The organism is Streptomyces sp. NPDC023157 (genome assembly GCF_055560575.1).
The window spans coordinates 161619-177027 of record NZ_JBVHIL010000009.1 but is presented as its reverse complement, the minus strand read 5'-3'; the positions used below and the strand labels follow the sequence as shown (position 1 = coordinate 177027).

The following is a 15409-nucleotide window of genomic DNA, read 5'->3' as shown; positions in this document are numbered from 1 at the left end:
GTCTCCCGCCCCGCGGGAGAACCCGGCCGAAGCGGAACCAGTGAACTGACGAACCGCCCGGACGCCCGGAGGGAACACTCCCTCCGGGCGTCCGGGCGTCCGGGCCTCCACGCGCCTGCGTAGGGTGGCCGGATGATCAGGGTGCTGCTTGCCGACGACGAGGCGATGATCAGGGCCGGGGTCCGGGCCATCCTCGCCAGCGACCCCGGCATCGAGGTGGTCGCCGAGGCCGGGGACGGCCACGAGGCCGTGGAACTCGCCCGGACGCACCGGCCCGACGTCGTGCTGCTCGACATCCGGATGCCCCGGCTCGACGGGCTCGGCGCCGCCGAGGAGCTGCGGCGCGCGGTGCCCGACGCGGCCGTCGTCATGCTCACCACCTTCTCCGAGGACGCGTACATCGCGCGGGCGCTCGGCAGCGGCGTGAGCGGCTTCCTGCTCAAGTCCGGGGACCCGCGGGAGCTGATCGCGGGCGTGCGGGCGGTCGCCGAGGGCGCCGCCTTCCTCTCCCCCGCCGTCGCCCGCCGGGTCCTCGACACGCTCGGCGGCGAGCGCCTCTCCCGGGCGGCCGAGGCCCGCGCCCGGCTCACCCCGCTGACCGGGCGCGAGCGCGAGGTGGTCGCCCTCGTCGGGGCGGGCCTGTCCAACCAGGAGATCGCCGAGCGCCTGCACGTCGTCGAGGGCACCGTCAAGGCCCACGTCAGCGCCGTCCTGGGACGGATCGGGCTGCGGAACCGGGTGCAGCTGGCGATCCTCGCGTACGAGGCGGGGCTGATCCCCGATGCGTGAGCGGGCCCGCGAGCGGGCCTTCGACCTCGCGCTGTGGCTGCTGCTCTGCGTCCCCGTCCTGCTGAAGTCCGACCCCGACGACGGCGGCTCGTGGACCCGGGTCGGCGTCGGCGTGGCCGTGCTCGCGGTGTGCGTGGCACTGGGGCGGCGGTGGCCGACGGTGCCGCTGGCGCTCGTGGTGGCGGCCTCGCTGGCCACCAGCCCGGAGCTGTTCACCCCCTCGTACACCCTGGCCCTGGTGGCCTTCGGCTATCTCGCCGGGCGGCGGGAGAAGGCGACCCGGCCGGCGCTCTGGCTCTTCGCGGCGGTGCCCGTGGTGGGCTTCGCGCTCGTCCGGCTGACCGGCCGGCCGCTGATGATCTGGTTCGCGCTGGTCCTGTCGCTGGCCCTCGCCGTCGTCGCGCCCTGGCTGATCGGGCGTTACGTGCGCCAGTACGACCGGCTGGTGCGCAGCGGCTGGGAGCTCGCCGACCGGATGGAACGCGAACAGGCGGCCGTCGCCGACCGGGAGCGGCTGCGCGAACGGTCCCGGATCGCCGGCGACATGCACGACTCGCTCGGCCACGACCTGGCCCTGATCGCGGTCCGCGCGGGCGCCCTGGAGGTCGATCCCGCGCTCGGCGCCGACCAGCAGCGGGCGGCGGGCGACCTGCGCCGGGCGGCGGCCGACGCGACCGAACGGCTGCGGGACATCATCGGGGTGCTCCGCGAGGGCGACGACGAGGCGACGTCCGCACCGGTCGCCCCGGCGGACGAGACCGTCGCCGAACTGGTCGCCCGGGCCCGGGCCTCCGGGATGGACGTCCGGTTCACCCAGACGGCGGGAGCCGCGCCCCTCGCGGACATGACCGCGCGAGCCGTCCACCGCGTGGTCCAGGAGGGCCTCACCAACGCGGCCAAGCACGCACCGGGGGCACCGGTCGAGGTCGCGGTCGACGGGCCGGCGGGCGGGGCCGGCGGCACGGGCGGCACGGGCGAGGCCGACGGCGCAGGCGGCGGCACGGGCGTCTCGGGCGAGGCCGGCGGCGCAGGCGGCGCCATCGTGCGCGTCCGGGTCACCAGCGGACCCGCCGGTCCCGGGCGGTCCGGGCTCGCCTCGGGTGGGAGCGGGCTCGTCGGGCTGGACGAGCGGGTGCGGCTCGCGGGCGGCACGCTGGGGCAGCGGGTCACCGCGGAGGGCGGCTTCGAGCTGTCCGCCGCCCTGCCGCCGCGCCCGCCCGCGCCGCGCCCCGCCGCCCCCCGGTCGGCACGGGAGCTGGACCGGGCCCGGCGTGAGGTACGCCGCGGGCTCGCTCGGGTGATCTGGGTCCCGCTGGCGCTGCTCGTGGCGCTGGGCCTGCTGATGGCGGGCGTCGCCCTGTACACCCAGCACCAGTCGTATCTGGAGCCGGAGGACTACGCCCGGATCCGCCTCGGCCAGACCCGTTCGGAGGTCGGCGCGTGGCTGCCCGACCGGGCGCTCGACGGGCGCCCGCAGCGGGTGCCGGCGGAGCCGCCCGGGAGGGACGAGTGCCTGTACTACCGGGCGACGATGTTCGCCGCGATCCCGGTGTACCGGCTCTGCTTCGTCGGCGGGCGGCTCGTGGACAAGGCGGAGGTGCCGTGAGGACGGGCGGCTAGGGCCTGTCCGGCGGATCATGGCCCTAGCGGAGGATCACTCCCCCGTTCTCGGCGTGCGTCTCCGCCGGGTGCGTGACCAGGCCCAGTTCGGCCGGGTGGGCGAGCAGGGGGTGGGCCGGCAGGACGCGGACGGTGCAGCCGAAGGGGCCGGTGCGGTCCAGGGAGAGGGCGCCCCCGTAGGGGACCCGGCCTTCGAGGTCCGGTCCGGCGGTGGGTTTGAGGACGGTCGTCCTGGGGTCGAGGAGGCGGTCGTCGGGGTCGACCCGGCCGGTGACGGCCTGCACCTCGACGTCGTCGGGGCTCAGTTCGCCGAGGGCCACCCGGACGCGGACGGCCGGGGTGGCGCCCAGTTCGGCGTCCTCCAGGCCGTCACCGATCTCCACATGGTCGACGGACACCTTCGGCCAGGCGCCGCGCACCCGGGCCTTCCAGGCGGCGAGCCCGCGGGCCTCGGCGGGGCCGAGCGCCCGGTGGGCGGCGGCCGCGGGGGCGTACAGCCGGGTCACGTACTCGCGCACCATCCGGTCGGCGAGCACCTTGGGGCCGAGGTCGCCGAGGGTGCGCCGGACCATCGTGGTCCAGCCGGCCGGCACCCCGTCGGGGCCCCGGTCGTAGAAGCGGGGGGCGACCCGGCGCTCGATCAGCTCGTAGAGAGCGGCGGCCTCCAGGTCGTCGCGGCGGTCCTCGTCGCGGGCGGCGGCCCCGTCGGCGGTCGGGATCGCCCAGCCGAAGTCGGGCTCGAACCACTCCTCCCACCAACCGTCCAGGACGGAGAGGTTGAGGCAGCCGTTGAGCGCGGCCTTCATGCCGCTGGTGCCGCAGGCCTCCAGGGGGCGCAGCGGGTTGTTGAGCCAGACGTCGCAGCCGGGGTAGAGGCCGCGGGCCATCTCCATGCCGTAGTCGGGCAGGAAGACGATCCGGTGGCGTACCCGCGGGTCGTCGGCGAACCGGACGAGTTCCTGGACCAGCCGCTTCCCTCCGTCGTCGGCGGGGTGCGCCTTGCCGGCGACGACCAGCTGCACGGGCCGTTCGGGGTGGAGCAGCAGGGCGCGGAGCCGGTCCTTGTCGCGCAGCATCAGGGTGAGCCGCTTGTACGAGGGGACGCGGCGGGCGAAGCCGATGGTGAGGACGTCGGGGTCGAGGACGGTGTCGGTCCAGCCGAGTTCGGCGGCGGCGGCGCCGCGCTGGCGCCAAGAGGCCCGCACCCGGTGCCGTACGTCGGTGACGAGGCGTTCGCGCAGGGTGCGGCGGAGTTCCCACAGGGTGCGGTCGTCGGCCTCGGGGCCGAGCCGGGCGACCTCGGGGGCGGTCCAGGTGGGGGCGTGGACGCCGTTGGTGATGGAGGTGAGGGGGATCTCGTCGCCGTCGAAGCCGGGCCAGAGGCCGGCGAACATGGCGCGGCTGACGGCGCCGTGCAGGGTGGAGACGCCGTTGGCGCGCTGGGCGAGCCGGAGGCCCATGGCGGCCATGTTGAAGACGCCGGGTTCACCGCCGAGGGGGGTCTCGTCGCCGAGGGCGAGGACACGGCCGACGTCGACGCCGGGGAGTTCGCCGTCCTCGCCGAGGTGGCGGGCGACGAGGGCCCGGTCGAAGCGGTCGATGCCGGCGGGGACGGGGGTGTGGGTGGTGAAGACGGTGCCGGCCCGGACGGTCTCCAGGGCGGCGTCGAAGTCGAGCCCCTGTCCGGCGAGTTCGCGGATGCGTTCGAGGCCGAGGAGGCCGGCGTGGCCCTCGTTGGTGTGGAAGACCTCGGGTGCGGGGGTGCCGGTGAGCCGGCACCAGGTGCGGACGGCGCGGACGCCGCCGATGCCGAGCAGCATCTCCTGGAGCAGGCGGTGTTCGCTGCCGCCGCCGTAGAGCCGGTCGGTGACCTCGCGTTCGCCGGGGGCGTTCTCCTCGACGTCGGAGTCGAGCATGAGCAGCGGGACCCGGCCGACCTGGGCGATCCACAGGTGGGCGTGGAGGCTGCGGCCGCCGGGCAGGGCGAGGGTGATGCGGGCGGGGGTGCCGTCGGGCTCGCGGAGCAGGGTGACGGGGAGCTCGCCGGGGTCGAGGACGGGGTAGTGCTCCTGCTGCCAGCCGTCGCGGGAGAGGGACTGGCGGAAGTAGCCGTGGCGGTAGAGCAGTCCGACGCCGATGAGCGGGACGCCGAGGTCGCTGGCGGCCTTGAGGTGGTCGCCGGCGAGGATGCCGAGGCCGCCGGAGTACTGGGGCAGGGCGGCGGTGACGCCGAACTCGGGCGAGAAGTACGCGATCGAGGCGGGCGGTTCGCCGGGCTGCCGCTGGTACCAGCGGGGCTCGTGGAGGTAGCGGTCGAGCTCCTCGGCGGCGGCCCGCAGCCGGGCCTGGACGTCCTGGTCGGCGGCGAGCGCGGCGAGGCGGTCGGCGCCGAGGGCGCCGAGCACGCGGACGGGGTCGCCGTCGCCGTGCCCGAGCGGGTCGAGGGAGTCGAAGAGCTCGCGGGTGGGTTCGTGCCAGGACCAGCGCAGGTTGCGCGCCAGGTCGGCGAGGGGTCGAAGGGTGTCGGGGAGGACGGGGCGCACGGTGAATCGACGGATTGCCTTCACGTGTTCCACCTTCGCAGGGTGTGACGGAGCGGAGCGGAAGCACCACGCTGTGCGTCCGCGGTTCCGTTGTGGAGGCTAGGCGAAGGTGACGGGTCCGGCTACGAACGAGAGCACATGAGGACCTCCGGGGACCGGAGCCACGGTCCGGACCCGGGGGGAACCGGCCCCGTCCGACAAGGACGGGGCCGGTTTCTTGTCCGGGACGTGTTCTTGCCGGTCCGGCTACGCCCTAGTAGTTAACAAAGCGCCGGATTGCCCACCCGAAACCCATGGGAAGGCTCCTCCCCGTACCCCTCCGTACTCCTTCCAGACCCGCCATCCGAGTGAACGCGCACAGGAGCGGTCATGCCCGCAACCCGCCGGCCGTCGACGGAGCTAGAAAGAGCGCACCACCACCCGAACCCTCGCGAACCGTCAGGTGATGCTGTGAATCCGCTCATGGGACGCATTCCCGTACTGGACGTCCGCCCGCTGGTCGACTGCGGCCGCCGCCCCGCGAAGGCGGTGGTGGGCGAGACCTTCGAGGTCACGGCCACGGTCTTCCGGGAGGGCCATGACGTCGTCGCCGCCAATGTGGTCCTGCGCGGCCCCTCGGGCCGGCCGGGACCGTGGACCCCGATGCGCGAACTGGCCCCCGGCACCGACCGGTGGGGCGCCGAGGTCACCCCGGACGCCGAGGGCGCCTGGTCGTACACGGTCGAGGCCTGGAGCGATCCGCTGGCGACCTGGCGGCACACCGCGAAGATCAAGATCCCGGCGGGGATCGACTCCGAGCTGGTCCTGGCGGAGGGCGCGGTGCTGCACGAGCGGGCCGCGAAGGGCGTGCCGAAGAAGGGCGGCGGCCGTGAGGCGGTGCTCGCCGTGGCGGACACGCTGCGCGACGAGTCCCGGCCGGCCGCGGTCCGGCTCGCGGCGGCGCTCGCCCCGCGCGTCCTGGACGCCCTGGCCCGCCACCCGCTGCGCGAACTGCTGTCCTCCTCCCCCGCGTTGCCCCTGCGGGTGGAGCGCGAGCGGGCCCTGTTCGGCTCCTGGTACGAGTTCTTCCCACGCTCCGAGGGCGTACGGAAGGTCCGCGGCCGGACCGTGTCCGGCACCTTCCGCACGGCCGCCGAGCGGCTCCCGGCGATCGCCGCGATGGGCTTCGACGTGCTGTACCTGCCGCCGATCCACCCGATCGGCGTCACCCACCGCAAGGGCCCCAACAACGCGCTGTCGGCGGGCCCCGAGGACGTCGGCGTGCCGTGGGCGATCGGCTCGCCGGAGGGCGGCCACGACGCGGTCCATCCGGACCTCGGCACGATCGAGGACTTCGACGCGTTCGTCGCCCGGGCCCGCGAGCTGCGCCTGGAGGTCGCCCTGGACTTCGCGCTCCAGTGCTCCCCCGACCACCCGTGGGTGGAGAAGCACCCGGAGTGGTTCAGCCACCGCCCGGACGGCTCGATCGCGTACGCCGAGAACCCGCCGAAGAAGTACCAGGACATCTACCCGATCGACTTCGACGGGGCCGGCGACGGCATGGACGGGATCGTCGCCGAGACGGTCCGGGTGCTGCGGCACTGGATGGACCACGGGGTGCGGATCTTCCGGGTCGACAACCCGCACACCAAGCCGGTGGTGTTCTGGGAGCGGGTGATCGGCGAGATCAACCGGGCCGACCCGGACGTGATCTTCCTGGCGGAGGCCTTCACCCGGCCCGCGATGATGCACACGCTGGGCGCGATCGGCTTCCAGCAGTCGTACACGTACTTCACCTGGCGCAACACCAAGGAGGAGCTCACGGAGTACCTGACCGAACTCTCCGGGGAGGCCGCCGCCCACATGCGGCCCAACTTCTTCGTGAACACCCCGGACATCCTGCACGCCTACCTCCAGACCGGCGGCCGGCCGGCCTTCGAGGTGCGGGCGGTGCTCGCCGCCACCCTGTCGCCCACCTGGGGCATGTACGCCGGGTACGAGCTGTGCGAGGGCACCCCGCTGCGGGACGGCAGCGAGGAGTACCTGGACTCGGAGAAGTACCAACTCCGCCCCCGTGACTGGGAGTCGGCGGAGCGCTCGGGCGCCTCGATCGCCCCGCTGATCACCACCCTGAACCGGATCAGGCGCCGCCACCCGGCGCTGCGCCGGCTGCGCAACCTGACCTTCCACACGACCGACAACGACGCCGTGATCGCGTACGCCAAGCGCTCCGGTTCGAACACCGTTCTGGTGGTCGCCAACCTCGACCCCCACCACACCCAGGAGGCCACGGTCTCGTTGGACATGCCGGCACTCGGCCTCGACTGGCACGAGACCGTACCGGTGCGCGACGAGCTCACCGGCGAGACCTATCACTGGGGCAGGAACAACTACGTGCGCCTAGAGCCGGGCGTCACGCCCGCGCACGTACTCGTCCTGCGACCGTCCCCGCAGACCGGAGGGTCACCCACATCATGACTGTCAACGAACCCGTCCCCGACACCTTCGAGGACACCCCCGCCAAGGACCGTGATCCCGACTGGTTCAAGCGGGCGGTCTTCTACGAGGTCCTGGTCCGCTCCTTCCAGGACAGCAACGGCGACGGAGTAGGCGACCTGAAGGGCATCACGTCCCGCCTGGACTACCTCCAGTGGCTGGGTGTCGACTGCCTCTGGCTGCCGCCGTTCTTCAGGTCCCCCCTGCGGGACGGCGGCTACGACGTCGCCGACTACACCTCCGTGCTCCCCGAGTTCGGCGACCTCGCCGACTTCGTGGAGTTCGTGGACGCGGCCCACGCGCGGGGCATGCGCGTGATCATCGACTTCGTCATGAACCACACGAGCGACCAGCACCCGTGGTTCCAGGAGTCCCGCAGCGACCCCGAGGGCCCCTACGGGGACTACTACGTCTGGGCCGACGACGACAAGCAGTACACGGACGCCCGGATCATCTTCGTCGACACCGAGACCTCCAACTGGACCTTCGACCCGGTCCGCAAGCAGTACTACTGGCACCGCTTCTTCTCCCACCAGCCGGACCTCAACTACGAGAACCCGGCGGTCCAGGAGGAGATCATGTCCTCGCTGCGCTTCTGGCTGGACCTGGGCATCGACGGCTTCCGGCTCGACGCGGTGCCGTACCTGTACCAGCAGGAGGGCACCAACTGCGAGAACCTGCCCGCCACCCACACCTTCCTCAAGCGGGTCCGCAAGGAGATCGACGAGCACTACCCGGACACGGTGCTGCTCGCCGAGGCGAACCAGTGGCCGGAGGACGTCGTCGACTACTTCGGCGACTTCCGCTCCGGCGGCGACGAGTGCCACATGGCCTTCCACTTCCCGGTGATGCCGCGGATCTTCATGGCGGTGCGGCGCGAGTCCCGGTACCCGGTCTCCGAGATCCTGGCGAAGACCCCGGAGATCCCGTCCGGCTGCCAGTGGGGCATCTTCCTGCGCAACCACGACGAGCTCACGCTCGAGATGGTCACCGACGAAGAGCGCGACTACATGTACGCCGAGTACGCCAAGGACCCGCGGATGCGGGCCAACATCGGCATCCGGCGCCGCCTCGCCCCGCTGCTCGACAACGACCGCAAGCAGATGGAGCTGTTCACCGCCCTGCTCTTCTCGCTGCCGGGCTCCCCGGTGCTGTACTACGGCGACGAGATCGGCATGGGCGACAACATCTGGCTGGGCGACCGGGACGGGGTGCGCACCCCGATGCAGTGGACCCCCGACCGCAACGCGGGCTTCTCCTCCTGCGACCCGGGACGGCTCTACCTGCCGGCCATCATGGACCCGGTCCACGGCTACCAGGTGACCAACGTGGAGGCGGGGATGGCCTCGCCGTCCTCGCTGCTGCACTGGACGAAGCGGATGATCGAGATCCGGAAGCAGAACCGCGCCTTCGGGACGGGGACGTACGCGGAACTCCCGTCCACCAACCCGGCGGTGCTGGCCTTCCTCCGCGAGACCGCCCCCGAGGAGGGCCTGGACGCCGATCTGGTCCTGTGTGTGAACAACTTCTCCCGTCACGCCCAGCCGACCGAGCTGGACCTGCGCCGATTCGACGGGGTGCGGCCGGTGGAGCTGATCGGCGGGGTGGAGTTCCCGGCGATCGGAGAGCTGCCGTATCTGCTCACCCTCGCCGGGCACGGGTTCTACTGGTTCCGCCTCAAGCGGTCCTGAAGTACCGTCAATTCAGTTCTGTCCCGTGTGGGGCGGTTTCCCCCGCCCCGCACAGGGAACTGTGTCCCACACACACTTCAGGTCCATACGGGCCTTCTTGCCGGGCCCATACGGATCTTCCCCTTCCGACACGTCCCGCACAGCCGGACAGCCGAAGCCGCCATCCGGGACACTCTGCGCATTTGAACGCATACGAACGTCATGTGCGCACCCCGGGGAAAGGACGCGATGCCATGCCGGAGACCGCATCCACCACCCGGGCCCCGGACGCCCTCCTCCCGTCGCTCACACCCCTGCTCCACGGCTGGCTGCCCCGGCAGCGCTGGTTCGCGGGCAAGGGCCGCCGGGTCACCGGATTCGCCCTGGAAGCGGCCACCGAGCTGCTGCCGCTGGACGGCGCCGGACCCGGACTCCTCCATCTGCTCGTACGGGTCGAACAGCCGGGCCGCCCGGCCGGAACACCCGTCGACTGCTACCAGTTGCTCCTCGGCGTACGGCCCCAGCTGCCGCCGCGCCTCGCCCCCGCCCTGATCGGGCGGATCCGGCAGGGACCGCTCGCCGGACGGGCGGTGTACGAGGGGCTGCGCGACCCTCGGCTCGCCGGGCTGCTGTACGAGCGGCTGCGCTCCCCGGGCCGGATCGGGCCGCTCAACTTCCACACCACGACGGCGCTCCCGCCCGCGCTCGCCCCGCGCGTCCTGGACGCCGAGCAGTCCAACTCGTCACTGGTCTTTGGAGATTCGTTCATCCTGAAGATCTTCCGGCGGGTCAGCCCCGGCGCCAACCCGGATCTGGAGCTGCCGCTGGCCCTGGCCGGCGCGGGCTGCGCGCGGGTCCCGGCACCGGTCGCCTGGTTCGAGACGCGCACGGCCACGCTGGGCGTGCTCCAGCCGTACCTGCGCGGCTCGCGGGACGGCTGGCGGCTGGCGCTCGACGCGCTGGCCGACGGCCGGGAGTTCTCCGCCGAGGCCTTCGCGCTCGGCCGGGCCACCGCCGAGGTCCACCTGGCGCTCGCCGCCGCGCTGCCCACCGAGCGGCTGGGCCGGGCCCAGTCGCGGCACCTCGCCGCGGCCATGGACGCCCGGCTGCACGCCGCCGCCCAGGCCGTCCCCGCGCTGATGCCGTACGTGCCCGGGCTGCGTTCCGTGTTCGCCGCGGCGGAGGACGCGCTGGGCTCCGGGCGGCTCCAGCGCATCCACGGCGACCTGCACCTGGGGCAGACCCTGCGGGGCGCCGACGGCGGCTGGGCCGTGATCGACTTCGAGGGCGAGCCCGCGAAGTCGCTGGACGAGCGGCGCAGCCCGCAGCCGCCCGTCCGGGACATCGCCGGCATGCTCCGCTCCTTCGACTACGCGGCCCGCACCCACCGCCCCTGGAACGCCGACTGGGCGGCCCGCTGCCGGGCCGCCTACTGCACCGGCTACGCGGAGGCCGCCGGAACCGATCCGCGCGACGATCCGGCGCTGCTGCGGGCGTACGAGACGGACAAGGCGGTGTACGAGGTCGTCTACGAGGCCCGCCACCGCCCGGACTGGCTCCCGGTCCCGATGGCCGCCATCGAACGCCTGTCGAGCGCGACATGACCCCGTTCGGCCCAACCGGCCGGGGCGCGGGCCTGCGGTGGAGGCGACTCCCACCGTTCGGCCGAGTGTCCCCGGGCGGTGCGGCGCCGTTGCGTCCTCGTACCCCCGTTCCCCTCGCCCTCCAGGAGGCACCCCGGTGACCCCCCGTCCCGCAGGAAAGACGGCAGGCAGCGCACGGAAGGCCCCGCCGCTGGATCCCGGCGACCGGGCCCGGCTGCTCGCCGGTGAGCACCACGACCCGCACGGCGTGCTCGGCGCCCACCCGGTCAAGGGCGGGGTCGTGGTGCGGGTGCTCCGTCCGTGGGCGAAGGAGGTGGCCGTGCTCCTGCCGAAGGGGCGGCGGCTGGTCCTCGACGCCGACGGCGACGGGCTGTTCTCCGGGTTCGTCCCGCTGCTGCGGAAGGTGCCCGCGTACGAGCTCCGGGTGCGCTACGACGCCGACGAGCTGCCCGTCGACGACCCGTACCGCTTCCTGCCCGCCCTCGGCGAGCTCGACCTGCACCTGATCGGCGAGGGCCGGCACGAGGAGCTGTGGACGGCGCTCGGCGCCCGCGTCATGACCCACCAGGGCACGGCCGGCACCCGCTTCACCGTGTGGGCGCCGAACGCCCGCGGGGTGCGGGTCACCGGCGACTGGACGTACTGGGACGGCAGCGCGCTCCCGATGCGCTCGCTCGGGTCGTCGGGCGTGTGGGAGCTGTTCGTGCCGGGCGTCGGCGAGGGCGCGCTGTACAAGTTCGACATCGCCCGCCCGGACGGCTCGCACACGGTCCGCGCCGACCCGATGGCCCGCCGCACCGAGTGCCCGCCGAACACCGCGTCGGTGGTGACCGACGACCACCATGTGTGGGGCGACGCGGAGTGGATGGAACGGCGGGGGGCGCGCCCGCACCACGAGGCGCCGCTGTCGGTGTACGAGCTGCATCTGCCGTCCTGGCGGCCCGGGCTCACGTACCGGCAACTGGCCGAGCAGCTGCCGGACTACGTGCGCGACCTCGGCTTCACCCACGTCGAGTTCATGGCGGTCGCCGAGCATCCCTTCCACGGCTCCTGGGGCTACCAGGTCACCGGCTTCTACGCGCCGACGGCCCGCATGGGCACCCCGGACGACTTCCGGTACCTGGTGGACGCCCTGCACCAGGCGGGCATCGGCGTCCTGATGGACTGGGTGCCGGCGCACTTCCCCCGGGACGACTGGGCGCTCGCCGAGTTCGACGGGCGGCCGCTGTACGAGCACGAGGACCCGCGCCGCTCGGCCCATCCCGACTGGGGGACGCTGGAGTTCGACTACGGGCGCAAGGAGGTGCGCAACTTCCTGGTCGCCAACGCCGTGTACTGGTGCGAGCGCTTCCACCTCGACGGGCTGCGGGTCGACGCGGTCGCCTCGATGCTCTACCTGGACTACTCGCGCGAGCACGGCGAGTGGCTGCCGAACGAGTTCGGCGGGCGGGAGAACCTGGACGCGGTGGCGTTCCTCCAGGAGATGAACGCGACCGTGTACCGGCGCTGCCCGGGGGTCGTCACCTTCGCCGAGGAGTCCACCGCCTGGGACGGGGTGACCCGGCCGACCGACCAGGTGGGTCCCGGCGGCTTCGGCGGGCTCGGCTTCGGCCTGAAGTGGAACATGGGCTGGATGCACGACTCCCTCGGCTACCTCGGGAAGGAGCCGGTGCACCGCAAGTACCACCACCACGAGATGACCTTCTCGATGGTGTACGCGTACAGCGAGAACTACATCCTGCCGATCTCCCACGACGAGGTGGTGCACGGCAAACGGGCGCTGGTGTCGAAGATGCCCGGCGACTGGTGGCAGCAGCGGGCCGACCACCGCGCCTACCTGGGCTTCATGTGGGCCCACCCGGGCAAGCAGCTGCTCTTCATGGGGCAGGAGTTCGCCCAGGGCGCCGAGTGGTCGGTGGACCACGGCCCCGACTGGTGGCTGCTCGACCCGTCGTACGCGGCGGAGGCCGACCACCGGGGCGTGCGGGACCTGGTGCGCGACCTCAACACGGTGTACGCGGCGACGCCGGCGCTGTGGGAGCGGGACACCTCGCCCGAGGGGTTCCAGTGGGTGGTGGGCGACGCGGCCGAGGACAACGTCTTCGCCTTCCTCCGCTTCGACGCCGTGGGCTCCCCGCTGCTCGCCGTGTGCAACTTCTCCCCGGTGGTGCGGCACGACTACCGGCTGGGTGTGCCGGACACGTTCGCGGCCTGGGCGGAGGTGCTGAACACGGACGCGGCCCGCTACGGCGGCGGGGACGTGGTGGGCACCGACCCGGTGAAGACCGAGTCGGTGCCGTGGCACGGGCGTTCCGCGAGCCTGCGCACGACGCTGCCGCCGCTGGCGACGGTCTGGCTCAGGCCCGCCTGATCACGCCCATCCGCTGGGTGGCCCGGGTGAGCGCCACGTACAGGTCGTTGATGCCGTGCGTGGCGCCGTCCCGGATGCCGTCGGGGTCGACGACGAGGACGGTGTCGAACTCCAGGCCCTTGGCCTGGCGCGGGTCGAGCAGCACGACCGGCCGGGTGAGGTCGGGCTTCGGCCCGTACGAGGCGTCCGGGAGGGCCGCGAGCAGCGCCGGGTGGAGGGCGACCGGGGCGATCACCGCGAGCCGGCCCTCGCCGGCCGGTTCGGCGGCGACGGCGTCGGCGGTCTCCTTGACCGGGTCCTCGACGGTCCGGTCCCAGGGCTCGACGCCCGTGGAGCGGACCGAGCGGGGCGGCTCGAAGTCCGGGTCGGCGGTGCGCCGCACCTCGGCGGCGACGGCCATGATCTCTGCCGGGGTGCGGTAGTTGACGCCGAGCCGGACGAGTTCCCAGCGGTCGGCCACGTACGGGGCGAGGATCCGCTCCCAGGAGCCGACGCCGGCCGGGTCGGCGGTCTGGGCGGGGTCGCCGACCAGGGTCATGGAGCGGGTGGGGCTGCGGCGCATGAGGAGCCGCCAGGCCATCGCGGACAGCTCCTGCGCCTCGTCGACGATGATGTGGCCGAAGGCCCAGGTGCGGTCGGCGGCGGCGCGTTCGGCGGCGCTGCGGTGGTCGGCCTCCTCGTGGCGTTCGGCGAAGCGTTCGGCGTCGATGATGTCGTGCGCGGAGAGCACCTCGGAGGCGTCCTTGTCGAGCTCCTCCTTGTCCTCGAACTCGTAGGTGCGGGAGGCGAAGGAGACGTCGAGGACGCCCTGGGCGTACTGGATCTGCTTCTGCCGCTCGGCCTCCTCGGCGGCGCGGGCGGCGGAGTCGTCCTCGCCGAGGAGTTCGGCGGCCTCGTCGAGGAGGGGGACGTCGGCGGGGGTCCAGGGGCCGTCGCCGGTGCGCCGGATCGCCTCGATGTCCGCCTCGTCCAGGTGGGTGGGCTCGGCGAGGTAGTCGGCGAGGAACTCCTGCGGGGTGAGGTCCGGCCACAGGGTGTCGAGGGCGCTGTGCACCTCGGGGTTGGCGGCGACGCCCTTGGCGAGCAGGGCGCGGTCGTCGGGGCCGAGGAAGTTGGGCCCGCCGTAGGGGTCGGCGCCGATGCGGTCGGCGAGCTGCTCGGCGAGGGCGTCGAGGATCCGGAAGACGAAGTAGGGGCGGGCCAGGTTGTGCGGGAGGAAGGTCTCGCGGGCCTTGTGGCGGGCTTCGAGGGCCATGTCCCAGTCGATGACCAGGTCGCCGTCCTCGTGCGGGACGATCAGCGGCTCGCCGCGCTCGGGGACCTGCTGGCGGTCGCGTACGGCGGCGGCGAGGGCGTCGGCCATGGCGGCGGAGCCCTTGACGGTGGCGGCCTCGGGGGTGTCGGTGCCGGTGGCGCGGACGCCGGGGAAGAGCTCGCCGGGGGTGGCGAGCAGGACGCCGGTCTCGCCGAGGGAGGGCAGCACGTTGCCGATGTAGCCGAGGAAGGCGGGGTTGGGGCCGACGATGAGCACGGCCCGCTTGGCGAGCTGCTCGCGGTGGGCGTAGAGCAGGTAGGCGGCGCGGTGCAGGGCGACGGCGGTCTTGCCGGTGCCGGGTCCGCCCTCGACGACGAGGACCCCGCGGTGCGGGGAGCGGATGATGGCGTCCTGCTCGGCCTGGATGGTCTGCACGATGTCGTGCATGCGGCCGGTGCGGGCGGCGTCGAGGGCGGCGAGCAGCACCTCGTCGGCGTCGCGGCTCTCGTGCCCGGAGCGGGTGGCGTCGGCGAGGTCGAGCACCTCGTCGTGGAGCGAGACGACCTCGCGGCCCTGGGTGGTGATGTGCCGCCGGCGGCTGAGGCCCATGGGCTCGTATCCGGTGGCGAGGTAGAAGGGGCGGGCGATCTCGGCGCGCCAGTCGACGACGAGGGGGGTGCGGTTCGGGTCGTCCTCGCGGATGCCGATCCGGCCGATGTGGTGGTCGCGCCCGTCCTGGAAGACGAGCCGTCCGAAGCAGAGCCCGGTCTCGCCCGCGTTGAACGCGGCGAGCAGCCCGGACTGCTCGGCGACGAGCACGTCCCGTTCGAGCCGTGCCTGCGCGCTGCCCTCCCCCGACGTGGCGAGCGCCCGCGCGACTCCTGCTTCGGCCTGGTCCCTCAGGTCGTCGAGTCGTGCGTAGAGCTCGGTGATGAATCGCTGCTCTTTCCGAAATTCCTCGGTTGACAATTCGACTCCCGGCGCGATACAGTGCGTTTATTGAACTTCTCCGTGTCATTCCTGTGTCCAGACACGGAATCTATTAATATACGCGAAGCACAACCCCGGCTGTCCATTCTAGT

8 protein-coding genes are annotated in these 15409 nt (G+C 73.0%); 6 read left to right on the top strand and 2 right to left on the bottom strand.

Annotation, left to right across the window (positions count from 1 at the left end; all coding sequences use genetic code 11):
* Positions 1-132 precede the first annotated feature (132 nt).
* Both ACZ3ZE_RS29475 and ACZ3ZE_RS29470 read left to right on the top strand, forming a co-directional pair.
* Positions 133-789 (top strand): response regulator, encoded by a 657-nt coding sequence (locus ACZ3ZE_RS29475; RefSeq protein ID WP_467261421.1) that lies wholly within the window; start codon positions 133-135, stop codon positions 787-789.
* Positions 782-2395 (top strand): sensor histidine kinase, encoded by a 1614-nt coding sequence (locus ACZ3ZE_RS29470; protein WP_467261419.1) that lies wholly within the window; start codon positions 782-784, stop codon positions 2393-2395. The genes ACZ3ZE_RS29475 and ACZ3ZE_RS29470 overlap by 8 nt, the downstream gene beginning before the upstream one ends.
* Before the next feature lie 37 nt (positions 2396-2432).
* Here ACZ3ZE_RS29470 and glgP read toward each other — a convergent pair whose 3' ends face one another.
* Positions 2433-4976, bottom strand: a complete 2544-nt coding sequence (gene glgP / locus ACZ3ZE_RS29465) for an alpha-glucan family phosphorylase (protein WP_361175358.1) — start codon at positions 4974-4976, stop codon at positions 2433-2435.
* 438 nt (positions 4977-5414) lie between these two features.
* Between glgP and ACZ3ZE_RS29460 the strand changes: the two genes are divergently transcribed.
* The 4 genes from ACZ3ZE_RS29460 to glgB all read left to right on the top strand — a co-directional run bounded on the left by ACZ3ZE_RS29460 (position 5415) and on the right by glgB (position 13072).
* Positions 5415-7409 carry an alpha-1,4-glucan--maltose-1-phosphate maltosyltransferase gene (locus tag ACZ3ZE_RS29460; protein WP_361175361.1) on the top strand — a complete coding sequence of 665 codons (1995 nt, stop codon included), beginning with the start codon at positions 5415-5417 and terminating at the stop codon, positions 7407-7409.
* Complete coding sequence (gene treS, locus ACZ3ZE_RS29455) at positions 7406-9118, top strand: maltose alpha-D-glucosyltransferase (RefSeq protein ID WP_361175364.1); 1713 nt, start codon at positions 7406-7408, stop codon at positions 9116-9118. Before ACZ3ZE_RS29460 ends, treS begins: the two co-directional genes overlap by 4 nt.
* 233 nt (positions 9119-9351) lie before the next feature.
* On the top strand, positions 9352-10701 hold the full coding sequence (locus ACZ3ZE_RS29450; protein ID WP_361623857.1) for a maltokinase N-terminal cap-like domain-containing protein: 1350 nt from the start codon (positions 9352-9354) through the stop codon (positions 10699-10701).
* 136 nt (positions 10702-10837) lie between these two features.
* Positions 10838-13072: a 1,4-alpha-glucan branching enzyme gene (glgB, locus tag ACZ3ZE_RS29445; protein ID WP_467261417.1), complete on the top strand. Its 2235-nt coding sequence runs from the start codon at positions 10838-10840 to the stop codon at positions 13070-13072.
* On the opposite strand, the gene ACZ3ZE_RS29440 is transcribed toward glgB, so the two are convergent.
* Complete coding sequence (locus ACZ3ZE_RS29440) at positions 13059-15296, bottom strand: HelD family protein (protein ID WP_361623863.1); 2238 nt, start codon at positions 15294-15296, stop codon at positions 13059-13061. The genes glgB and ACZ3ZE_RS29440 overlap by 14 nt on opposite strands.
* Positions 15297-15409: the final 113 nt, after the last annotated feature.